General features: G+C 68.6%; 11 protein-coding genes. 10 read left to right on the forward strand and 1 reads right to left on the reverse strand.

The genetic code is table 11. The features are described 5' to 3' along the window. Nucleotides 1-665 precede the first annotated feature (665 nt). From ACF06X_RS14780 to ACF06X_RS14805, 6 genes are all read left to right on the forward strand, one after another. Entirely contained in the window at nt 666-1,076 is a 411-nt protein-coding gene (locus ACF06X_RS14780; RefSeq protein WP_392287629.1) for a hypothetical protein, read from the forward strand. A gap of 567 nt (nt 1,077-1,643) precedes the next feature. Continuing rightward, entirely contained in the window at nt 1,644-2,162 is a 519-nt protein-coding gene (locus tag ACF06X_RS14785) for an HAD domain-containing protein (protein WP_392287630.1), read from the forward strand. Between the two features lie 190 nt (nt 2,163-2,352). Next, nucleotides 2,353-2,625 carry a hypothetical protein gene (locus ACF06X_RS14790; protein ID WP_392287631.1) on the forward strand — a complete coding sequence of 91 codons (273 nt, stop codon included), beginning with the start codon at nt 2,353-2,355 and terminating at the stop codon, nt 2,623-2,625. A gap of 1,122 nt (nt 2,626-3,747) precedes the next feature. Beyond that, complete coding sequence (locus ACF06X_RS14795) at nt 3,748-4,233, forward strand: hypothetical protein (RefSeq protein WP_392287632.1); 486 nt, start codon at nt 3,748-3,750, stop codon at nt 4,231-4,233. Between the two features lie 1,062 nt (nt 4,234-5,295). Beyond that, nucleotides 5,296-5,868, forward strand: a complete 573-nt coding sequence (locus tag ACF06X_RS14800) for a DUF4240 domain-containing protein (RefSeq protein WP_392287633.1) — start codon at nt 5,296-5,298, stop codon at nt 5,866-5,868. Nucleotides 5,869-6,828: 960 nt separating this feature from the next. Further along, nucleotides 6,829-8,556: a BCCT family transporter gene (locus ACF06X_RS14805; protein ID WP_392287713.1), complete on the forward strand. Its 1,728-nt coding sequence runs from the start codon at nt 6,829-6,831 to the stop codon at nt 8,554-8,556. A 388-nt stretch (nt 8,557-8,944) separates the two neighbouring features. On the opposite strand, the gene ACF06X_RS14810 is transcribed toward ACF06X_RS14805, so the two are convergent. Beyond that, nucleotides 8,945-9,541 (reverse strand): TetR/AcrR family transcriptional regulator, encoded by a 597-nt coding sequence (locus ACF06X_RS14810; RefSeq protein ID WP_392287634.1) that lies wholly within the window; start codon nt 9,539-9,541, stop codon nt 8,945-8,947. Between the two features lie 304 nt (nt 9,542-9,845). On the opposite strand from ACF06X_RS14810, the gene ACF06X_RS14815 reads away from it, so the two are divergent. The 4 genes from ACF06X_RS14815 (at nt 9,846) to ACF06X_RS14830 (ending at nt 18,560) form a co-directional block, all read left to right on the forward strand. After that, nucleotides 9,846-10,253: a VOC family protein gene (locus tag ACF06X_RS14815; RefSeq protein ID WP_392287635.1), complete on the forward strand. Its 408-nt coding sequence runs from the start codon at nt 9,846-9,848 to the stop codon at nt 10,251-10,253. A 392-nt stretch (nt 10,254-10,645) separates the two neighbouring features. Continuing rightward, complete coding sequence (locus ACF06X_RS14820) at nt 10,646-11,002, forward strand: PRC-barrel domain-containing protein (RefSeq protein WP_392287636.1); 357 nt, start codon at nt 10,646-10,648, stop codon at nt 11,000-11,002. A 27-nt stretch (nt 11,003-11,029) separates the two neighbouring features. Next, nucleotides 11,030-11,203, forward strand: a complete 174-nt coding sequence (locus tag ACF06X_RS14825; protein WP_392287637.1) for a hypothetical protein — start codon at nt 11,030-11,032, stop codon at nt 11,201-11,203. A gap of 1,051 nt (nt 11,204-12,254) precedes the next feature. Further along, nucleotides 12,255-18,560 carry a DNRLRE domain-containing protein gene (locus ACF06X_RS14830; RefSeq protein ID WP_392287638.1) on the forward strand — a complete coding sequence of 2,102 codons (6,306 nt, stop codon included), beginning with the start codon at nt 12,255-12,257 and terminating at the stop codon, nt 18,558-18,560. Nucleotide 18,561 lies beyond the last annotated feature (1 nt).

Raw genomic sequence — 18,561 nt, forward strand, 5'->3', positions numbered from 1 at the left:
AACGGCTACGCAGTCGAGGACGGCATCATGCCGCTCGATGCCGTCGACCAACGGCTCACCGGCAGCTGCCCCTGGCGGTGGTGGCCGGAGGAGCGACAAGGGATCGCTGGGTGGGCCGTGTTCTGGATCCGCCCTCTTCATGGCCCTGCTTCGAGCAGAGGGCACTCACCACCATGGGCACCGACATCGGCCGCTGCGATCAGCAGCTGGCCGCCACGCGCGGCCGCACCCAGAGGCGGGTCGCCGCCGACGCGCTGGAAGCGATACGGGCCATCGGCCACGCCCCGGGGGGCAATTGGGCCCCGCCCTGCGGCTCGCCGCCTTTCGCGTGTCGGCCCCGGCGTGAGGGCTGCCGCCGTCCTGGCGGTTCCCGCGGTCAGGATCGGCTGGGACGTCGACGCGGCGGGGCACGGCGGCCTCCAGTAGTTCAGGGGCCCAGGACCGTGGTCCAGGTGCGCGATCTGTGCGTCCACGACCAACGGCCCGGCCTCGCCGACGGACCCGGTCTCACTCCGCCCACACCGCTCCCATGAACCACCGAACTCGCCCTCGATGACGCCCTGTAGACCGGGCCGGTTCGGCCCGCGAGACTGAACCGCGTGCGTCCGTCCGCGCCGGGCGGAACACGCGACTGCGGTCATTCGACGACATCCGGGGAAGACGATATGCGCACGAAGGTCACTGCCGCGCTCGGCACCGTAAGCCTCACCGCCGGGCTGCTCTTCGCCCTGCCGGCGACTTCGGCCGCCGCTGCCGAAGCGTCCCTCTACACGTTCGACGCCAGCTTCGGCCAGACCTACACAAGGGGCAAGGTGACCTGGTACAACCGGTCGGTGGCCATCGAGGGGGAGCAGAAGTCCGTCAGCCTGACCTCCTGCCGCAGGACCCTCGTAGACACCTTCACTGCCGGCGGCGTCTGGCTGTCCAGCCGAAGCAGCAGCCCGGTGTGCGGCCAGTCGGCCAAGATCTCGTTCTCCGTTCCCGCTGACGTGGCGGGGGGTGCCGGGAGGGTCACCGTCTATCTCGTCCATGAGGAGACCCAGGAGGTTCTCAGTTACGACATCGTCATCAAGTGATCCGCGACTGCGGCCCGCCACGGCGAGGCGGCGCGGCCAAGGCGCCAACCCAACCCACGACAACGCCGTCGTCACGCTCAGCCCGCACCTGTTCCGTCCCGCATACATGCTCCGGCGGAGGTTCGCGCTCCTACCATCGACCACTGGAGGGACATCACACGGCCGCCGGTTACAGCGGCACCGTCAACCACAGCGGCGGCGGTACAGGGGAGTGCACCGTTCCCCTTCAGGCTCAGCTCGCAGGAGTGCGCGCAGGGAGACACCCGTGTCAGCGGCGTGCCGTACGTAGAGAGCTCGGGTGGCGAGGGCGGTGTCGGCGGCGCGGGGGTTCAGCCCTTCACCGGCCCGGTGAGGGGTCAAACGTAGAGGCTGCCCTCACCAGCGGTGGTCGTCCCCGACCTATTGCGCGTGCTGTTCTGCCGCATCCGCCCCTGGGCGGCTTCGTTTAGTTGCGGATCTCGGGGCCCGTGGATGTTCACGGGAAGTAGAAGCAAGCGGGTGTGACGGTCGGTTCTCGGGCTTGAGTATCAAGGGGGGACTGATGGGAGCCGCCGCTATCGTCCTTCCGTGACTGGTTACGTGCAGCGTCCCCTGCTGTTTCTCGATGTCGATGGGCCACTCATCCCGTTCGGCGCGGTGTCTCCGTATCCGGTTTATGCGACGGGCCCTGACCTGCCCGGTGCGGACACGAATCCGCTCCTCACCAGGATTGATCCCGAGCACGGGCCCCGGCTGGCGGCGCTGCCGTGCGAGGTGGTCTGGGCGACGACGTGGATGGCGGACGCGAACGAGTACATCGCGCCCCGCATTGGTCTGCCGCAGTTGGCGGTGGTGGTCTGGCCGGAGCCGTCCGATATCGATGACCAGGACGAACGGAACGGACTGCACTGGAAGACGCGTGCCCTTGTCGAATGGGCTGCGGGGCGCCCGTTCGCGTGGGTCGACGACGAGATCACGAACACCGATCGGGCGTGGGTCGCTGCCCGTCATCAGGGGCAAGCCCTGCTCCATCGTGTCGATCCCCGCCGCGGCCTCGCTGACAGCGACTACGCGGCTCTGGAGTCGTGGCTGCGACAGCTGGTCTGACACACAGCTGGAGAGCATGAAGGAGGCCGCGGGAACGACCTGGTGGCTGTGGGGCGGTCCGCTGCTCGTGAGGGCGGCGACCGTCGAGACCAGGAGACCCGCCGGCGCCCACCAGGACCTGTACGCCCTGGACACGACACCCATGCCAGCGGGGCTCGTGACTCTGAGCGGTGGAGATCGTTTGCCTGGCATGAAGAACACCAAGCGCACGTTCGCCGCTGTTGCCCTCGCCGGGGCCGCTCTCGCCCTGTCCGGAGCCTCGCCCGCAGTGGCTGACACTCCGGTCGGTGGCGGCCTCCTCAACGGCTTGGGCATCGCCGGGGCCGCCGACAACAGCGAGGAATCCTCCACCCCTCACAGCGCGGCCTCGGGCAGCAATGAGGGGCTCTTTGGTGACGGCCTCTCCAATGCCCCGGCGGCGACTGTCAGCGGGAACTCAGCAGATCAGAGCATCGGAAGCTGAACCCGGAGCAGCATCCGCGCGAGGGCGAATGACTCCCGCCGCACACCGGTCAGGCGGCCTTCCGCCGGAACACCGTCTTCTTCGTCGTGCTCTTCTCGGTGGCCATCTTCTTCGCGGGCGTCTTCTCTGCCGCGGCCCCGCCCGATGACTGCCAGATCGCCATGCCCTGCGGCTCCCGGCCAGGCAGAGACTCCCGGCCGTGGTCGCGAACCGGCCCACCACCGTGGAGTTGCCGACATCGTTCAGGTCGATCGTGGTGATGGACGAGGGTTTCCCCTCGGAGCCTTCCAGCAGGTACGCGTACCGGCCATAGGCGGCGAAGCCCTGGAACGGGTTGGCCTTGCCCCAGTCGCCGCGGGCCGGCAGGGCCCTCTCGACCAGCCGGTATCCGCTGGTGAGCCGCCCGGCGCGGGCATCAGTCATCGAGAAAGCGACGATGCGACGCTGGTCGGTTCCGACGTTGTAGCGCACCAGTAGCCGGTGAACGGGTCGATCACCGGCTGCGGATTGATCACCGTGTCGGCGTGAGGTCCTGGACCGAGGGGTCGTTCTGCTTCAGCACGCCCCCGTTGACGAACGGGAACCGTCCGATCCTGGTACCGAATCCGCTGGCACTGGTCTTCCACTCGGTCCACAGGTAGACCTGTCCGCCGTACGGCTTCACCGCCGTCGAGACCCCGTGACCAAACCCGTGCAGGCCATGGACCCCAGCTGGTTGCCCGCCGTATCGGCCTTGGTGACCCACAAGTCACCGTTCGTCGTTCCCGGGTTCGTCTGCAGGAAATAGACGTGCTGGTGGACGTTGTCGTATCCGAACGACTGCAGCACCCAGTTGGCATGCAGCCTCCACCACACCGGAGGTCTTCGTCTTTCACCGTAGTGCTCAGATCGAGCTGGACCGCCCACCGTCCATCCTCGCCAAGGAGCTGACCGAACGCGTCGCGCTCGAGCGCTTCGGCTCGTCCGCCTCAGATCGTGCGGCAAGGGGCTGGTCGGCGCGGGCCCCGCGCCGGGCGCCTTCGACCGGTCCCGCTGGAACCGGCGACACTCCGACCGCTGCTAGGGTGTCGTGCGCTCGTCAAAGAGTCGTTCTTTAGTACCACTTACAACGGGGATTGAAACATGAAGATGCGTCATGTCCGCGCGATCGCTGTCTTCGGCATCGCTGTCGTCGCCCTGACCGGTGCCCGCGGCTCGGGCGGCGGTTGCGACAACAACAGCAGCAGCTCCAGCAGCAACAACCACGGCAGCGACAACGACAGCACCTCCGGCGGCACGTCCGGCGGCTCCCTGCCCGGCGGCTCCAGCAGCGCCGACAAGGCCGCCCGTGACGTGACCATCGACGAGTGCACGTACGACCCGGCGACCAAGAACCTCGTCGCCCGGGTCACCGTCAAGAACGACGGCGCGATGGACTACGACTACAACGTCACCATGAAGTTCACCGGCGCCGCCGGCGGCAGTGTCGTCCCGGCGACCGCCATCAAGACCGCCATCGCGGTCGCGTCGGGCGCGTCCGTCAAGGCCGAGTTGACCACTCCGTACCCCGGGACCGGCGACGGCTCCGAGTACACCAAGTGCGAGGTCTCGCGAGCCTCCCGCTCCTGACCGCCCAAGGCCCCGGGGTCGACCCCGGGGCCTCGCACTCATCCGATCGAGAAGTAGGCGAACTCGAGGCCGCTGAAGCCGATGTGCAGGGCCGTGGGTGCGGCGGCCCCATCGCCAACAAGCAAGCCATTCGTCTCCGCCTGGGCACGCCGACGGGCCCGTATCCGGGGCTGCCACCGACCCAGGACCGCCTCCTCGATCGTCCGGACCTGCAGCGGAACCGGCGGACGACGTGCTCCGGACTTCTTCGTCACCCACCGCTGTACTGCGCCGTGCCCCCAGCGCGGTGGCCACCGACCTGCTCCCTCTGCCATCGCTCCCGCTTCGCCCCTCCTCTCCTCAGCCTCCGGCATCCGCTGCTTCCTCCCGCCTCGTGGTCGGCCAGCCTCGCCTCCAGCGTTCGCGTGCGCGGCACGGCATGGTGCCGTCTTGGGGGCGTAGCTGCTGTCGCGTTCGGCGCGGCAAACGGACACAGCGGCGGCGCGCTCCTGCCGCACTGGTTGGAGCCTCACCGCCCCCGTCGGCGAGGCCCTTGTGTCCGCTGTCCGCCCGCGGCTGCGCCGTCCACAGACGCGAAACGGCCCCGCCGTGGGCGGGACCGTTCGTCGGGCCGAATCAGCGCGCGTCGCGATCGACGCGGCGGCGCTGGGGGCGGGGCGGCTCGCTGCTGGTGCGCAGCGCCAGCTTGAGGGCGGCGCGGTCCCGCTTGTGCGCCGCCCGCTGAAGCCACGTCCGGCTGCCGTCCTTCAGGAAGGGGGCTGGCCAGGGTCGCTCCTCGTACTGCAGGGGCGCGGGGCGGTCGTGGAAAGTACGGGCCGGGGGGCTTGTGGTTCGACGGCGCGGCCTCAGGCGGGCCTGCGACCGGGGGGCAGCGCGCGTCCAAGCCCGGTGCTCAAGAGCGGACCAGCCCGCGCGGGACAGCCCGGCAGCACCGGGACGGGCTACATCAACGGCCGGCACCGGCCTGAGGCACCTCAGAGGAAGTTGCGGTGGCTCGGATGCCCGGCTTGCCATCCGGCAGCTCACAGGTGGGTGTCGTACCCGGGTGACAGAGTCCCCGCCATGGACATTCACGAGTTCTGGGGCGTCATCGAAACCGCACGCTCGGCCGTTACGGCGGACAAGGTTTTCGCCGAGGCCCTGGTTGATGGGTTGGCTACCCGCACCAAGGGCGACATCCTCAGTTACCAGGAACGCTTCGATGAGGTACATGGGGCCGTCTATCGATGGGACGTTTGGGCCGCTGCCTACTTGATCGGTGGCGGATGCTCGGACGACAGCTTCATGGACTTCCGGGCTGGCCTGATAGCTCTGGGCCGTGACTGGTACGAGAAGGCAGCAGCCTGTCCGGACAGCCTTGCCGGACATCCCGTCGTGATCGACGCAGCTCGTGCGGGGCATGACGAGGCCGTCTTCGACGAGGATGCCAACTACGCGGCCAGTGATGCGTTCGAGCGCCTTACCGGTGACGACCACGCCTTCTACGAGGCCTGGGACGCATACAAGACCTCCTGCGGTCGGCACGAACAGGACGCCGATGACATGGGTGAAGACTTCGACTTCGACGACCCTGACGAGATGCGGCGCCGTTTCCCACGACTCGCCGCTCTCTACCTGCGCGACACCGGTCACTGAGCCGCCAGCACTACCCGCCGGGGAAACGACCAGCCTGAGCGGGACGGGCTATGCCGATGACTCTCGTCATCTGCGCTGACGAGCAGGTTCCCTCGGTGCCCCAGAGGGACGAGCCAACAATGGCGCGTGGCGCCGGCACTCCAGCTCCGGGCTATGGGACATCAGGGTTCGCCGACATCGTTCCTTGGGGTGCGGTCTCGGGCGGGGGCCTGGGAGGAGGGAGAGCTTGTCTAGACCCGGGAGGGCGTCTGTGCGGCGATTTCCTGGGCTGCCGCCTCCTCCCGCGCCTCATCCGGGCCGGCTGCATGTGATTGGTGCTCAGATCCCACAGAGCGACTCGGGTTCACGTCGACACCCGCGGCCGGTATGGGTACGCCGCCGCCCCAGGCACCACCGACGACGCATGGCTGCGCCATCTCACCGTCGCCCTGCCGCCCGAGTACACCGCCCGTCTCTTCGGCGCCCGCGACCAGGGCGCCGATGACGCGAGCTGTGGCAGATCACCGCCGACGCGCTGGCCGAGGTCTACTTCCAGGGCCGTGGCCGCCGGGCCCAAGGCCTGGTGGTCGAGTACACCTCCGTGGACCACATCGAGTTCGGCCTGTAGGCGCGCCTCGGGGGGCCCGCCCTGCGGGTTACGCCTGAGCCCGGCCCAGTACGCGGGCGTCAAGGACGACCCGGCGCCGCACGAAGAGGCCGCCCGGGCCGGCCGCGACAGGGGCCTTCCTGCGGCGGTGGCAGTCGCGGCGAGCTTTCGTGCCGCCCTCAGTGAGCTTTCGTGCCGCTCCTCTTCGACACCCGTGCGGCCTATCACCGCACAGAAGGGTGCGCACGGCGCCTGTTGATGCCGGGACAGGTGTGTGCGCTGTGGTACGGGATAGCAGGAGCCAATTCGGGCCGTGATCGCGAAGGGTGTCGCCGGTGTCTCAGGAGCAACGCAAACGGGGCCAGAGGTTGCGGCTGCCGGTGAAGGCGGCCCTGCCCGGCCGCCACCCGCACGAGGACCAGGCGCCCGTCACCGACCGGGTGGTCTTCGGGGTGACGGCCGTGCTGACCTCGGGCTTCGTGATCTGGGGCGCCACAGCCACCGGCGCCCTGGAGAGCGTCTCCGACACCCTGCTGAACGCCCTGATGCACAACGGCGGCTGGGCGTTCGTCCTGGCCGCCTCCGGATTCGTCGTCTTCGCGCTCTGGCTCGCCGTCAGCCGGTACGGACGGATCGAGCTGGGCCAGGAGCACGAGAAGCCGGAGTTCAGCACCGTCTCCTGGGTCGCCATGATGTTCAGCGCCGGCATGGGCATCGGCTTGATGTTCTACGGCGTCAGCGAACCTCTCGCGCACTACACCACTGCGCCGCCGGGCACCGACCCCGCCGACTCGGCGGACGCCATGCAGACGGCGCTCGCCACCACGCTCTTCCACTGGACGCTGCACCCGTGGGCCATCTACGCGGTGGTCGGCCTGGCCATCGCGTACAGCACCTTCCGGCGCCGCAGGCGGCAGACGATCAGCGCCGTCTTCGTCCCGCTCATCGGGAGGAAACGCGCCGAGGGCGGACCCGGCCGGGTGATCGACATCCTGGCGATCTTCGCCACGCTGTTCGGCTCGGCCACGTCCCTGGGACTAGGCGCGCTCCAGATCGGCAGCGGCATGCACGAGGTGGGCTGGCTGGGCAGGGCCGGGACGGGGCTGCTCGTCGCCATCATCGGCGTGCTGACGGTCTGCTTCGTCTTCTCCGCCGTCTCCGGCGTGGAGAAGGGCATCCAGTGGCTCTCCAACACCAACATGGTGCTGGCCGTGATCCTCGCGGTCTTCGTGTTCATCGTCGGGCCCACCATCCTGGTCCTGGACCTGATCCCCACCTCCCTCGCCGCGTACTTCGGCGAGCTGCCGCAGCTGATCGGCCGCACCGAGGCGTCCACCGGCGGCGGTGACGTCGCCGACTGGCTGAGCAGCTGGACGGTCTTCTATTGGGCCTGGTGGATCTCCTGGACGCCGTTCGTCGGCATGTTCATCGCCCGCATCAGCCGGGGACGCACGATCCGTCAGTTCGTCGGCGGCGTCATCCTGGTGCCCAGCACCGTAAGCCTGGTCTGGTTCGCCGTCTTCGGCGGTACGGCCATGCGCCTGAAGGAGCAGGGAAGCCTCGGCGAGGCGACCACGCCCGAGGCGCAGCTTTTCGGCGTGCTCCAGGAATTCCCGATCGCCGGTGTGATGAGCCTGCTCGTGATGATTCTGGTCGGCATCTTCTTCGTCTCCGGCGCCGACGCGGCGTCGATCGTGATGGGCACCCTCTCCCAGAAGGGCACTTTCGAACCTGCCCGGTTCATCGTCGTCTTCTGGGGCGTGGTGACCGGTGGCGTGGCGGCCGTGATGCTGCTCGTCGGCGAGGGCAAGGGCGACGCCCTCGCGGGCCTGCAGCACCTGACGATCCTCGTCGCGGCCCCGTTCGTCCTGGTGATGATCGGCATGTGCTGGGCCCTCTTGCGGGACCTCCGCCAAGACCCGCTGATCGTCCGCCACGAACTCGCCGAAGAGGCGGTGGAGGACGCCGTGATCGCGGGCCACGAGAAGTACGCGGGCGACTTCGAGATCCGCATCGGCCCGGCGCGGGACGAGGCCCCGCCAGGGGAAACGCGGGACGGCCGCGACCACAAAGACCCGGGAGCCCCGCCTCCGGCCTCCTGACCGATAGCAGGCGGCCACTGTGCCGGTCTCAGCCGAGACAAGGCCCGCGTTAGCGACCTGGGCCTTCGTCTCATGGTGACCCGCACACCACGTAGCTGGGGCCCGCACCGCCGATCGCCGTGCTGGGGCTGTGGCCCAGGCCCGGTCGCGGAGGTTCGCTGCCGATGTCATCCCTTTCAGCCTCGTGGTGGTCCGCTGCCGAGGAGTGGCGCTGCCGTATTGACCGGCTTCCTGGGCTGGCCCCGGTCGGGGGCGGCCTGCGGGTGCCGGCTGCTTGGGGCGCCGAACCGCTCCCGCTGTGCTTGGGCGCTTGCGCATACGGGAGGTCGCCCAGAGCCGGCCCCGTGGTGACGGAACCCCTCTCGTGGTCTACGGGAGTGCGGGGTGTCTACGGGAGTGCGGGGTTGGGGGTCAGGACGCGGCGCAGGACGGCTTCGACGTCGGTGCGGTCGGGGGCTGTCGTGCCGGCGAGGCCGCGCAGGGTGAGTCCGTTCATGGCGGCGGCGGCCGCGGCGGCGGTGACCGGGTCGGTGTAGTGGGCCAGGGCTCGCACGGTGTGCTCGCTGTACTGGTCCGCGATGGGGCGCAGGGCAGGGCGACGCAGGGCGGCGAGGTAGAGCTCGAACTCGGTGACCTGCTGGTCGCGCTGAGGTCCGAAGCATCCCAGCAGGACGTCGGTGAGCAGGATGACCAGGTGCTCGCAGCTCAGGACGGGCCGCTGGGCGACCCAGTCGTCCAGGTAGACGCCGTAGCGGTCGACAGCCCGGCTCAGCGCGGCGGTGATGAGGTCGTCCTTCGTGGCGAAGTGGTAGGTCGTCGCACCCAGGGGCACGTCGGCTTCTTCAGCGACCGCGCGGTGGGTCAGGCCCTCGATGCCCCGCTGCGCGATGATCCTCTCGGTGGCCGCGGCGATCTCCTCGATCCGCCGCTGTGGATCCCGACGGCGAACAGCCTTCTCCACGGCCATGAGGCTCCTTCTCTCCATCCAGTCAACCGTGTAGTACGTACGTACTGTACAAGCCCGCACTCTCGGGCCTGCTCACCCGCGCCAGCCCGAGGTCTCGCCCTCCTCTCGTGAGCTGTGCCCCGGACATGACCAGGGAAGGTATGCCCGTAGTGCGCCATGGGCATCAGCGACGTACAGTACAAATGTACTGCTTCGATGGGCGGGGTTCCTTCTCCCGTCCCTGCGTCACCCCGGAGGAAGCCCCCGTACCCCGTAGGGGCAGCCGTCTGCCTGCGTCGGTGCCGAACTCCGGCCCTCCACGAAGAGAGAAAGAGGAAGACTCATGCCCTTCGCTCCCTGTTTCAGCGTCAAGGACACTGCCGCGAGCATCGCCTTCTACAAGACACTGGGCTTCGATGTGGACTCCAGTACCGCCCAGCCCGGCGACGACATCCACATGCTTCTTTACAAGGGCGAGTTCCTCGGAATGATCTACGCCAACAGTGACCTGAAGACGTTCCTGCCTGCCCTGAAGGACACTCCTGTCGGCTTCGCCGGCATGTTCTACATGGGCGTGGACGACCTTGAGGGAGTCCGAGACGGCATCGCCCAGCACACCGAGATCGTCAAGGACATCAGTGGCGACCACACCGGTCAGCGCATGTTCTACTTCCGTGACATCGACGGCTACGTCATCGGCGTCAACGAGAAGGCCGCACTGGAAGCCAGCGAGCTGGGCAAGTACGCCTGAGCGCCCCGAGCCGCCCGGGGCCGCAGACCTGCCCCGGGGGCGGGTGGAGTGATCTTGAAAGCGAACGGCCTCGCTTCTCGTTGGTGTCGGCGGCAAACCGGCGGCCCGCCGGGCCGAGGTCCACGACTCCGGGTGGCTACGGCTGGACCACTAAGCGGCGCCGTACGTGCGCCAACGACCTCAGCGGCGACGTCACCCTCGGCGGCGTCACGGCCTCCTCGAACCGGCACAAGAGCGACCAGGATCCGGCAACGCGGATGCCCGCCCCGGCTGTGCGTTGCTCATTCCCGCCGATCGCGCACCGCTGGTGTGGGCAGGCGTGAGGAGGGCAGGCTGAGAAGTGCACCGGTCGGAGTACACCGCCGTGTGACCGCCGTGTGAAGGGAACCGTGATGATTCACAGTGCGGATATCCGCGAGTGGCGGACCCATGACGTCGTCGACGTCGGTGGTCACAAGATCGGCGTGCTGGAGGCCGTCTACGTGGACACCAGCAGCGACGAGCCGGCCATGGCCACGGTCCAGGTCGGGCTGCCCGCCCGCCGCCGCCTGGTCTTCGTCCCGCTGGCCGACGCGATCGTGGGCCCGGGCTACGTCAAGGTCAATTACGACAAGTCGCTGGTGAAGAAGTCCCCGGCGATCGGCACGGACGACGTCCTGCCCGCCGAGGACGAAGCCGCGGTCTTCGCGCACTACGGCCTGTCCTACCAGCCCGGCGCGAACGGTGAGCGGCAACTCGCCCGCCGCTGACCGGCTCACCGAGGAGGTGTCTGACCCATGACGCTGTTCCTGATCCTCGTCATCACGGCGATCGTGCTGGGCATCATCGGCGCCGTTGCCGAAGGGCTGTTCTACCTGCTGGTCATCGGCATCGTGGTGTTCGCCGCCGCCCTCGTTTATCTCGGGATGCACCTGCGGCGATCCGGCCGCCACAGCCGCGCGCTCCGCTGACCGGCTGCGCCGGCGTCTTGGTGCTAGCGGGCGAGGAGTGCGGTTACGGTTTCGCCGCCGGTGCCCTGGCGGCTGCTGGTGGTCCACCTGGAGCGGGCGGCCGACTCATGGGTCGAGCTGACCAGCCCGCGCGGCGTCGGCGCGCTTCCCCAGCAGATCCTCACGCACGGCTCCTCGCTCACGCGGGCGGTCGTCCCGGTCCCCGCCGACGGCCGGGACACGGTCCACCTGGAGATGCACACTCGGCGGGGGTGGCGGATCTGGTTGCACCCGCCGGAGAAGATCCCGCTCCTGAGGGGGGAAGTGGGCTCGACCGGCTCGTATGTCCCGCGGCATCGTGGCGGCCGGGACCCGCTGCAGGTCACCCAGCACGACGGGGCCGCCTTCTCGCTGCACGCCCCGCGGGCGGGCTTCCGGCCCCGGGGAGCTCCTGCACGAGGGGACCGGAGCATTTACGGCGGCGGCCTGTCTGAGTTCGTGCAGGACCAGGGGCAGCGCGCCGGCACGCCGACTCCAGGCAATCCGCCGACGATGGCGCCCTCCCCAGGCGTTGCCGATTGCGCGCATTCAGAACTGGGCAGCTCGGCCGTCACCCAGCCCAGTAGCCCGGCGAACCCGAAACCGGGCGCGCGGCCGGATCTACGGCCAGGAACACGACCATCCCCGGCCCGTTGGCGGCCTCCGCCGCCGCGACGGCCTGCTGCTCGACATCACCGGCTGGACAGAGGACGAGATCCAGACCGGCACCGCGCTGAAGACCGAGCTCGGGCAGTTCGGCCCCTGTGGCCGGCCCAGCGACGTTTCAGTACGGCAGGCTGCCGCGTCAGCTCTCCGTCCCCGGTACGGCTCTCGCGCCGTCTGGTGTTCGGCCAGTGGGGCCGAGGCAGTGGAGCCGGGGCAAGCGGACCTCTGTGTCGTACATCACTGCAAGAGCTAGTGCATGGTTTTCGGTTTTGACTGCCCTTGGGTGTCTTTTTACCGTTCCCCTCCTCGGTAAATTCACAGTCGCGTCGCAACTCTGATGCAACTAGACACAATTGACTGAGGAATGATGACGGTTCACATACCTGCGCCCGAGGAGCGCGGGCGTCCCTGGACCGGGGAAAGCCTGCGCTACATAGCGGGAAGTCTCGCCCTTGCCTTGACGGTGGGGTTGTTGAGCAGCGCGTCGGCGGTGGCAGCGGAACCCGCGCGCCCCACGACGGTAGAGAAGCCGACGGTCACGCAAGCAGCGGACATCGCCTCCGCGCGTGTGGCCGCGCGGTTGTCCGGCAAGAGGGTCGAGGCCCTGTCGGAGCGCACCGAGACATCCACGACGTGGGTGAACAAGGACGGCTCCCTCACGACCGAACTCACAGCCGGCCCGGTGCGCTTTGAAGACGAGTCCACCGGCGAGTGGCGAGATGTCGACTTGGGCCTGGTGAACTCCGTCGGCGGTTTTGTTGAGCCGAAGGCCCACCCAGAAGGATTGAAGCTGGCAGGCGGGACAGGCACGCCTGCGCCTTCTCTGGCGAAGGCGCGGCAGGCGAAGGCCGTCGACCTGGTGACGCTCGGCGAAGGTGACCAGCAGATCACCCTGCAGTGGAAGGGCGGGCTGCCCGTCCCGAAGCTGGAGGGTACGCGCGCGGAGTACGTGAACGCCGTGCCGGGTGCCGATGTCGTGGTCGAGGCGACCCGTACGGGCTTCGAGCAGTTCGTCGAGATCAAGCAGAAGCCGACGGAGCAGGACTACACCTACACGCTGCCTTTGCGTGCCAAGGGCTTGAAGGCATCGCAGCAGGCCGACGGAAGCGTGGTGTTCACCGACAAGAAGAACAACAAGCGGGCCGTGATGCCCGCGCCGGTGATGTGGGATGCGACCGTAGACCCGGTTTCCGGCGAGCACACCCGTCGGGTGCCCGTGGCGATGAAGGTGGTGCAGAAGGGCTCGACCGTCGATCTGGTCGTGACGCCGGATGCGAAGTTCCTGGCCGATCCGGCGACGAAGTACCCGGTGACCGTGGATCCGTCGACGTCGGCGCTGTCGAACGTGTTCGACACTTATGTGCAGCAGGGGGAGACCCGCGACTGGTCCACGGACGTCGAGCTGGACCTGGGCAACCCGGGCACGAAGAACGCCGACGGCACCCCCCGCATCGCGCGGTCCTTCATCTCCTGGAACACCGCACCGATCGCCGACGCGCTGGTCATGGACGCCAAGCTCAGCCTGTGGAACTTCCACTCCGGCAACTACACCGGCACCTCCTGCCCCAACCAGCCGTGGGAGGTGTGGTCCACCGGCGCGGCGACCACGTCGTCACGGTGGACGGCTCAGCCGTCGTGGATCGCGGAGAAGGCCACCTCCTCGGAGACCAGGGGCAACGCCTCCTGCAGCACACAGCCGGACGGCTGGATCAACGCCAACGTCACGACGCTGGTGCAGGAGTGGGCGTCGGCCAAGGCGGCCAGGTCCCACATGGGCCTGCGCGCCTCCGACGAGACCGTCACGGGGCAGTGGAAGCGGGTCAACTCCGCCAACGCCGCCTCCAACCCGCCCAAGCTGGTCGTCACGTACAACTACCGGCCCCGCACGGGCACCAAGCAGGAGGCGGGCCCGCCGTACTTCTCGTACAACGGCGCCTACGTCGTCAACACCGTGACCCCGACGCTGCGAGACACCTTCGTCGACCCCAACGGTGACAAGGTCCAAGGCGCGTACCAGATCTACGACACCGCCACCAACACCCAGGTCGGCGCCGTGCTGCGCTCCGGGTTCGTGCCCTCCGGCCAGCCCGCCCCGGTGACCGTGCCGGCCGGCGTGCTGACCAGCGGCAAGACGTACCAGTTCCGCAGCAGCCCGTACGACGGCACGCACTACAACCTGGGCTGGTCGGCGTGGAAGACCTTCACGGTCGACACCACCAACCCGTCCGCACCGACGAACATCACCTCGACGGACTACCCGGCGAACGCGTGGGTCAAGGGCGCGGGCCAGGCCGGCACCTTCACCGTCACGCCGAACGGCACCGACCACAACTGGCTCGAGTGGTCGCTGGACGGCGTGACCTGGACCAAGGTCGCCACCGGCGGCGCCACCGCCGCCAAGGCCATCAGCGTCACCCCGCCCAAGGACGGCACGCACACCCTCCAGGTGCGGCAGGTCGACAAGGCCGACAACAAGTCCGAGCCCATCGAGTACACCTTCCACGCAGGCCCCGGCGGATTCGTCCAGCCGTCCGAGGGCGAGCGTACCGCTCGCCGCCTGCCGCTGGCAGCCGAGGCCGAAGCGGGCAAGTATGACGCCGTGTCGTTTTCCTGGCGCCGTTCGGAGGCCGATCCGTGGGTGAAAATCCCGGCCAGTGATGTCACCGCTGGTGGAACCGTGCTCTCCACGTGGCCGGTGCCCCTGGTCAACGGCAAGAACGCCGCCCTGGTCTGGAATGCCAGCAGCACGGTCGATCCCGACGGGACGGTGCAGATCAAGGCCGACTTCACTGGTCCCAACTCCGCCACCGGAAGCACGGCGCCGCTGAGCGTCGTCGTTGACCGCAACGCCACCGGCGCGGCCGACGAAGAGGTCGGCCCGGGCTCGCTCAATCTGCTGACCGGTGACTTCACCCTGTCCGGCTCGGACGCATCGGCGTTCGACATCGCGGTGTCACGCACCGCCTCCTCCCGAACCCCGGACAAGGGCGCCAAGCAGGAGGGTCAGGCGCCGATCTTCGGCAAGGAGTGGGTTTCGGGCACGGCCGCCGAGATGACGGACTCCGACTACAGTCACGTACGCCGGGTCTCCGACACAGCCGTCGATGTCGTGACCGTCGACGGTGAGGCGATGAGCTTTACCGCGAACGCGGCAAAGACCGCGTGGATCCCTGAGCCGGGGGCCGAGGACTTCGCCCTCCAGGGCAGCGTCACGAGCTCGTTCACGCTCAGCGATGCCGAGGGCACCGTCACGGAGTTCACCAAGCCCGATCCCGCGGCGCCGACCTGGCAGGTCTCCAGCACGCTGCTGGACGGACTGACAAACTCCGCAACCACGGTGGTCTCCGAGACAGTCACCGTCGATGGCAAGAAGCTGGCCCGCCCCAAGCGGATCATCGCACCCACCTCGGCGGTAACGGCCGCCACCTGCACCGCCACGCCTTCCACCAAGGGCTGCCGCGTGCTGGAACTCGTCTACGCCACCTCCACAACGGCGACCACCACGGCCCTCGGTGACTTCACCGGTCAGGTCAAGGACATCCGCCTGTGGGCAACGGAACCGGGAGCCGCCGCGGCGACCTCCAAGACAGTCCAGACGTACCGCTACGACGACAGTGGTCGACTGCGCGAGGTGTGGAACCCGCTGATCTCTCCCGCGCTGAAGACCACATACACGTACGACAGCGCGGGCCGCGTCACCGGCTACACCCCGCCAGGGGAGCTGCCCTGGACGTTCGTCTACGGCAAGGCCGGATCCAGCTCGGCCGCCGGCGAAGGCATGCTGCTGAAGGCGTCCCGACCCGCCCTGAAGCAGGGCACCACCGACACGGTCGAAGGCGAAGCCGTCACCAGCGTCGTCTACGACGTGCCCCTGACCGGTACGGCGGCTCCGTACCAGCTCGGGGCCGCCGACGTGAAGACCTGGGGCCAGACCGACATCCCGACGGACGCGACCGCTGTCTTTCCCGCCGACGCCATACCGGCCGCGCACTCCGGAGCCGCGCTGGGCGCCGCGGACTACCGGCGCGCCCAGATCAAGTACCTCGGCGTGTCCGGCCGTGAGGTCAATGAGGCCGCTCCCGGCGGACACATCGTGACCACCGAGTACGACGCCTTCGGCAACAACATCCGCGAACTGACCGCCGCCAACAGGTCGCTCGCGCTCGGACTGACCGCGGAAGACCGTGCTATGCAGGCGGAACTGGGCATCGCCCAGCTCACCTCCGCCGAGCGCGCCGATCTGCTGTCGACCCGGTCGGTCTTCAGCCCGTCCGGCACCCGCGAGGTCGAGGAGTTCGGACCTCTCCGGAGGATCGACCTGACGGAGGACCTGAAGTCCGGCACCACTGTCCTGGTCCCCGCGGGCAGCTCGGTCACGGCCCGCTCCTGGACGGTGAACCAGTACGACTCCGGCCGTCCCACCGACGGCACGGCCAAGGTCAAGGACCAGATCACGCGTGTCGTGCTCGGCGCGCAGGTGCGTGAACACCCGTCCGTCCACGCCGAGACGCGGACCAGCGACACGGTCTACGACTGGGCCAAGGGCCTGCCTGTCAAGACGATCGCGGATCCCGCCGGCCTGGCACTGACGACAACCAAGCAGTACGACAGTCAGGGCCGGGAGACCAAGGTCGTCATGCCGGGCGGTACCGAGACCTCGGCGACCACCCACGTGACCACGTACTGGTCCGCCACCGGCACCGGACCCTGTCAGGGGCGCCCCGAGTGGGCCGACCAGGTGTGTTCCACCGGTCCGGCCGGAGCGATCACGGGCGGCGGTTCCAACCCCGTCGAGTTGCCGACGACCACGACCGAGTACGACTGGTGGGGCAACGAGGCCAAGGTCATCAAGACCGCGAACGGCAGCACCCTCACCGCCACGACCACCTACGATGCCGCAGGGCGTGAGTCCAAGGTCAGCACAACCGGTGGACCGGGACCCCTGGTGCCGGAGACCACCACCGAGTACGACCCGGCGACTGGACGAGAGGTCAAGACCGTCTCGCCGACCGGGGGCACCATCACCATCGCTCACGACAAGCTCGGTCGGCAGATCTCCTACACCGATGCCGACGGCGGAACCACCACCACTGAGTACGATCTGCTCGACCGGCCGGTGAAGGTCACCGACAACACCCCATCCACCACGACCTACACCTACGACCACACTGCCGAGCCACGCGGACTGGCGACCCGGACGACGGATTCCGTCGCCGGTGTCTTCCAGGCCACCTATGACGCCGACGGCTCCGTGGCCACCGAGAAACTGCCCGGCGGCTATACCCTCTCCATCACCGAGGACACCACCGGTGTCCCGGTGGCCCGCACCTACACCCGTGACAGCGATGCGACGACGGTCTACACCGACGCCGTCACCGAGTCCGTGCACGGACAGGTCACCACGCACGCCGGCTGGTCCTCACAGAGCTACGGCTACGACAAGACCGGCCGGATGACCTCCGTGGAGGACACGTCGGACACGGTGTGCACACGGCGCAGCTACGTCTTCGACAGCAGCGCCAACCGTAAGTCGCTCACGAGCGCCGTCGGCACCCCCGGACTGGCATGCCCGACGTCCGGCGGAACCACCACGTCCCACGCCTACGACAGCGCCGACCGTCTTGTCGACGCCGGCTACACCTACGACGCCTTCGGCCGGACCACCGCGCTGCCGGGCAGCACCATCAGCTACTACTCGAACGACCTCGTCCACCAGCAGACCACCGCCACCCAGCGCCAGACCTGGACGCTCGACGCGGCGCTGCGACTGAGGGGCTGGAAGACCGAGAGCGGCGGCGGAACCACGTGGACCCAGACCGCCTCCAAGGTCAACCACTACGACGGCGAGGGGGACAACCCCCGCTGGATCGTGGAGAACACCACCACGGGCGAGCTGACCCGGAACGTCGACTCCGTCTCCGGTGACCTCGCGGCCACCACCGGCGCGAGCGGCGACGTCGTCCTCCAGCTGACCAACATCCACGGAGACATCGCCCTGCAGCTGCCCCTGGCAGCCGGCGAGGCCCCCGTGGCTCTGGACAACGACGAGTACGGCAATCCGCGCGCCGGTCAGGCGGCGGTCCGCTACAACTGGCTCGGCGGCAAGCAGCGCTCCGCCGAGACGATCACCGGCCTCGTTCTGATGGGCGCCCGCCTCTACAACCCCGCGACCGGACGTTTCCTCTCGATCGACCCGGTCCGGGGCGGCTCGGCGAACGCCTATGAGTTCTCCTTCGCCGACCCGGTCAACCGCCCCGACGTCAGTGGCCGCTGGGTGCCCCTGGTCATCGGAGCCATCCGGGTGGGAGTCGCCTGCTGGCGGTACTGCGGCAAGGCGTACCGCGCGGTGCGGACGGGCTACCGTGCCTACAAGAAGGCCCGGTACGCCAAGAAGTACCTGAAGCCCTGGAAGCAGTGGAAGGCGAAGGGCGTCTCGTGGAACCACAACCGCTGGTTCGGCGAGAAGAGCAGGCTCTTCGGCGACTACGCCCGCGGACGCCAGGGCTGGCTCAACCGCAAGAACTGGGGCGTGGGCTGGAGCGCGCGCGGCTTCAAGAAGGACTGGGGATACAAGGGGAAGAGGAAGTTGCCCTTCCCCGTCGCCAGGACCGTCTTCAGGGTGAAGTTCGGCAAGGGCCGTAAGATCGACCTGTTCATGGGCAGGTGGTTGTGAG

The organism is Streptomyces sp. NPDC015346 (assembly GCF_043078785.1).
GTDB lineage: Bacteria > Actinomycetota > Actinomycetes > Streptomycetales > Streptomycetaceae > Streptomyces.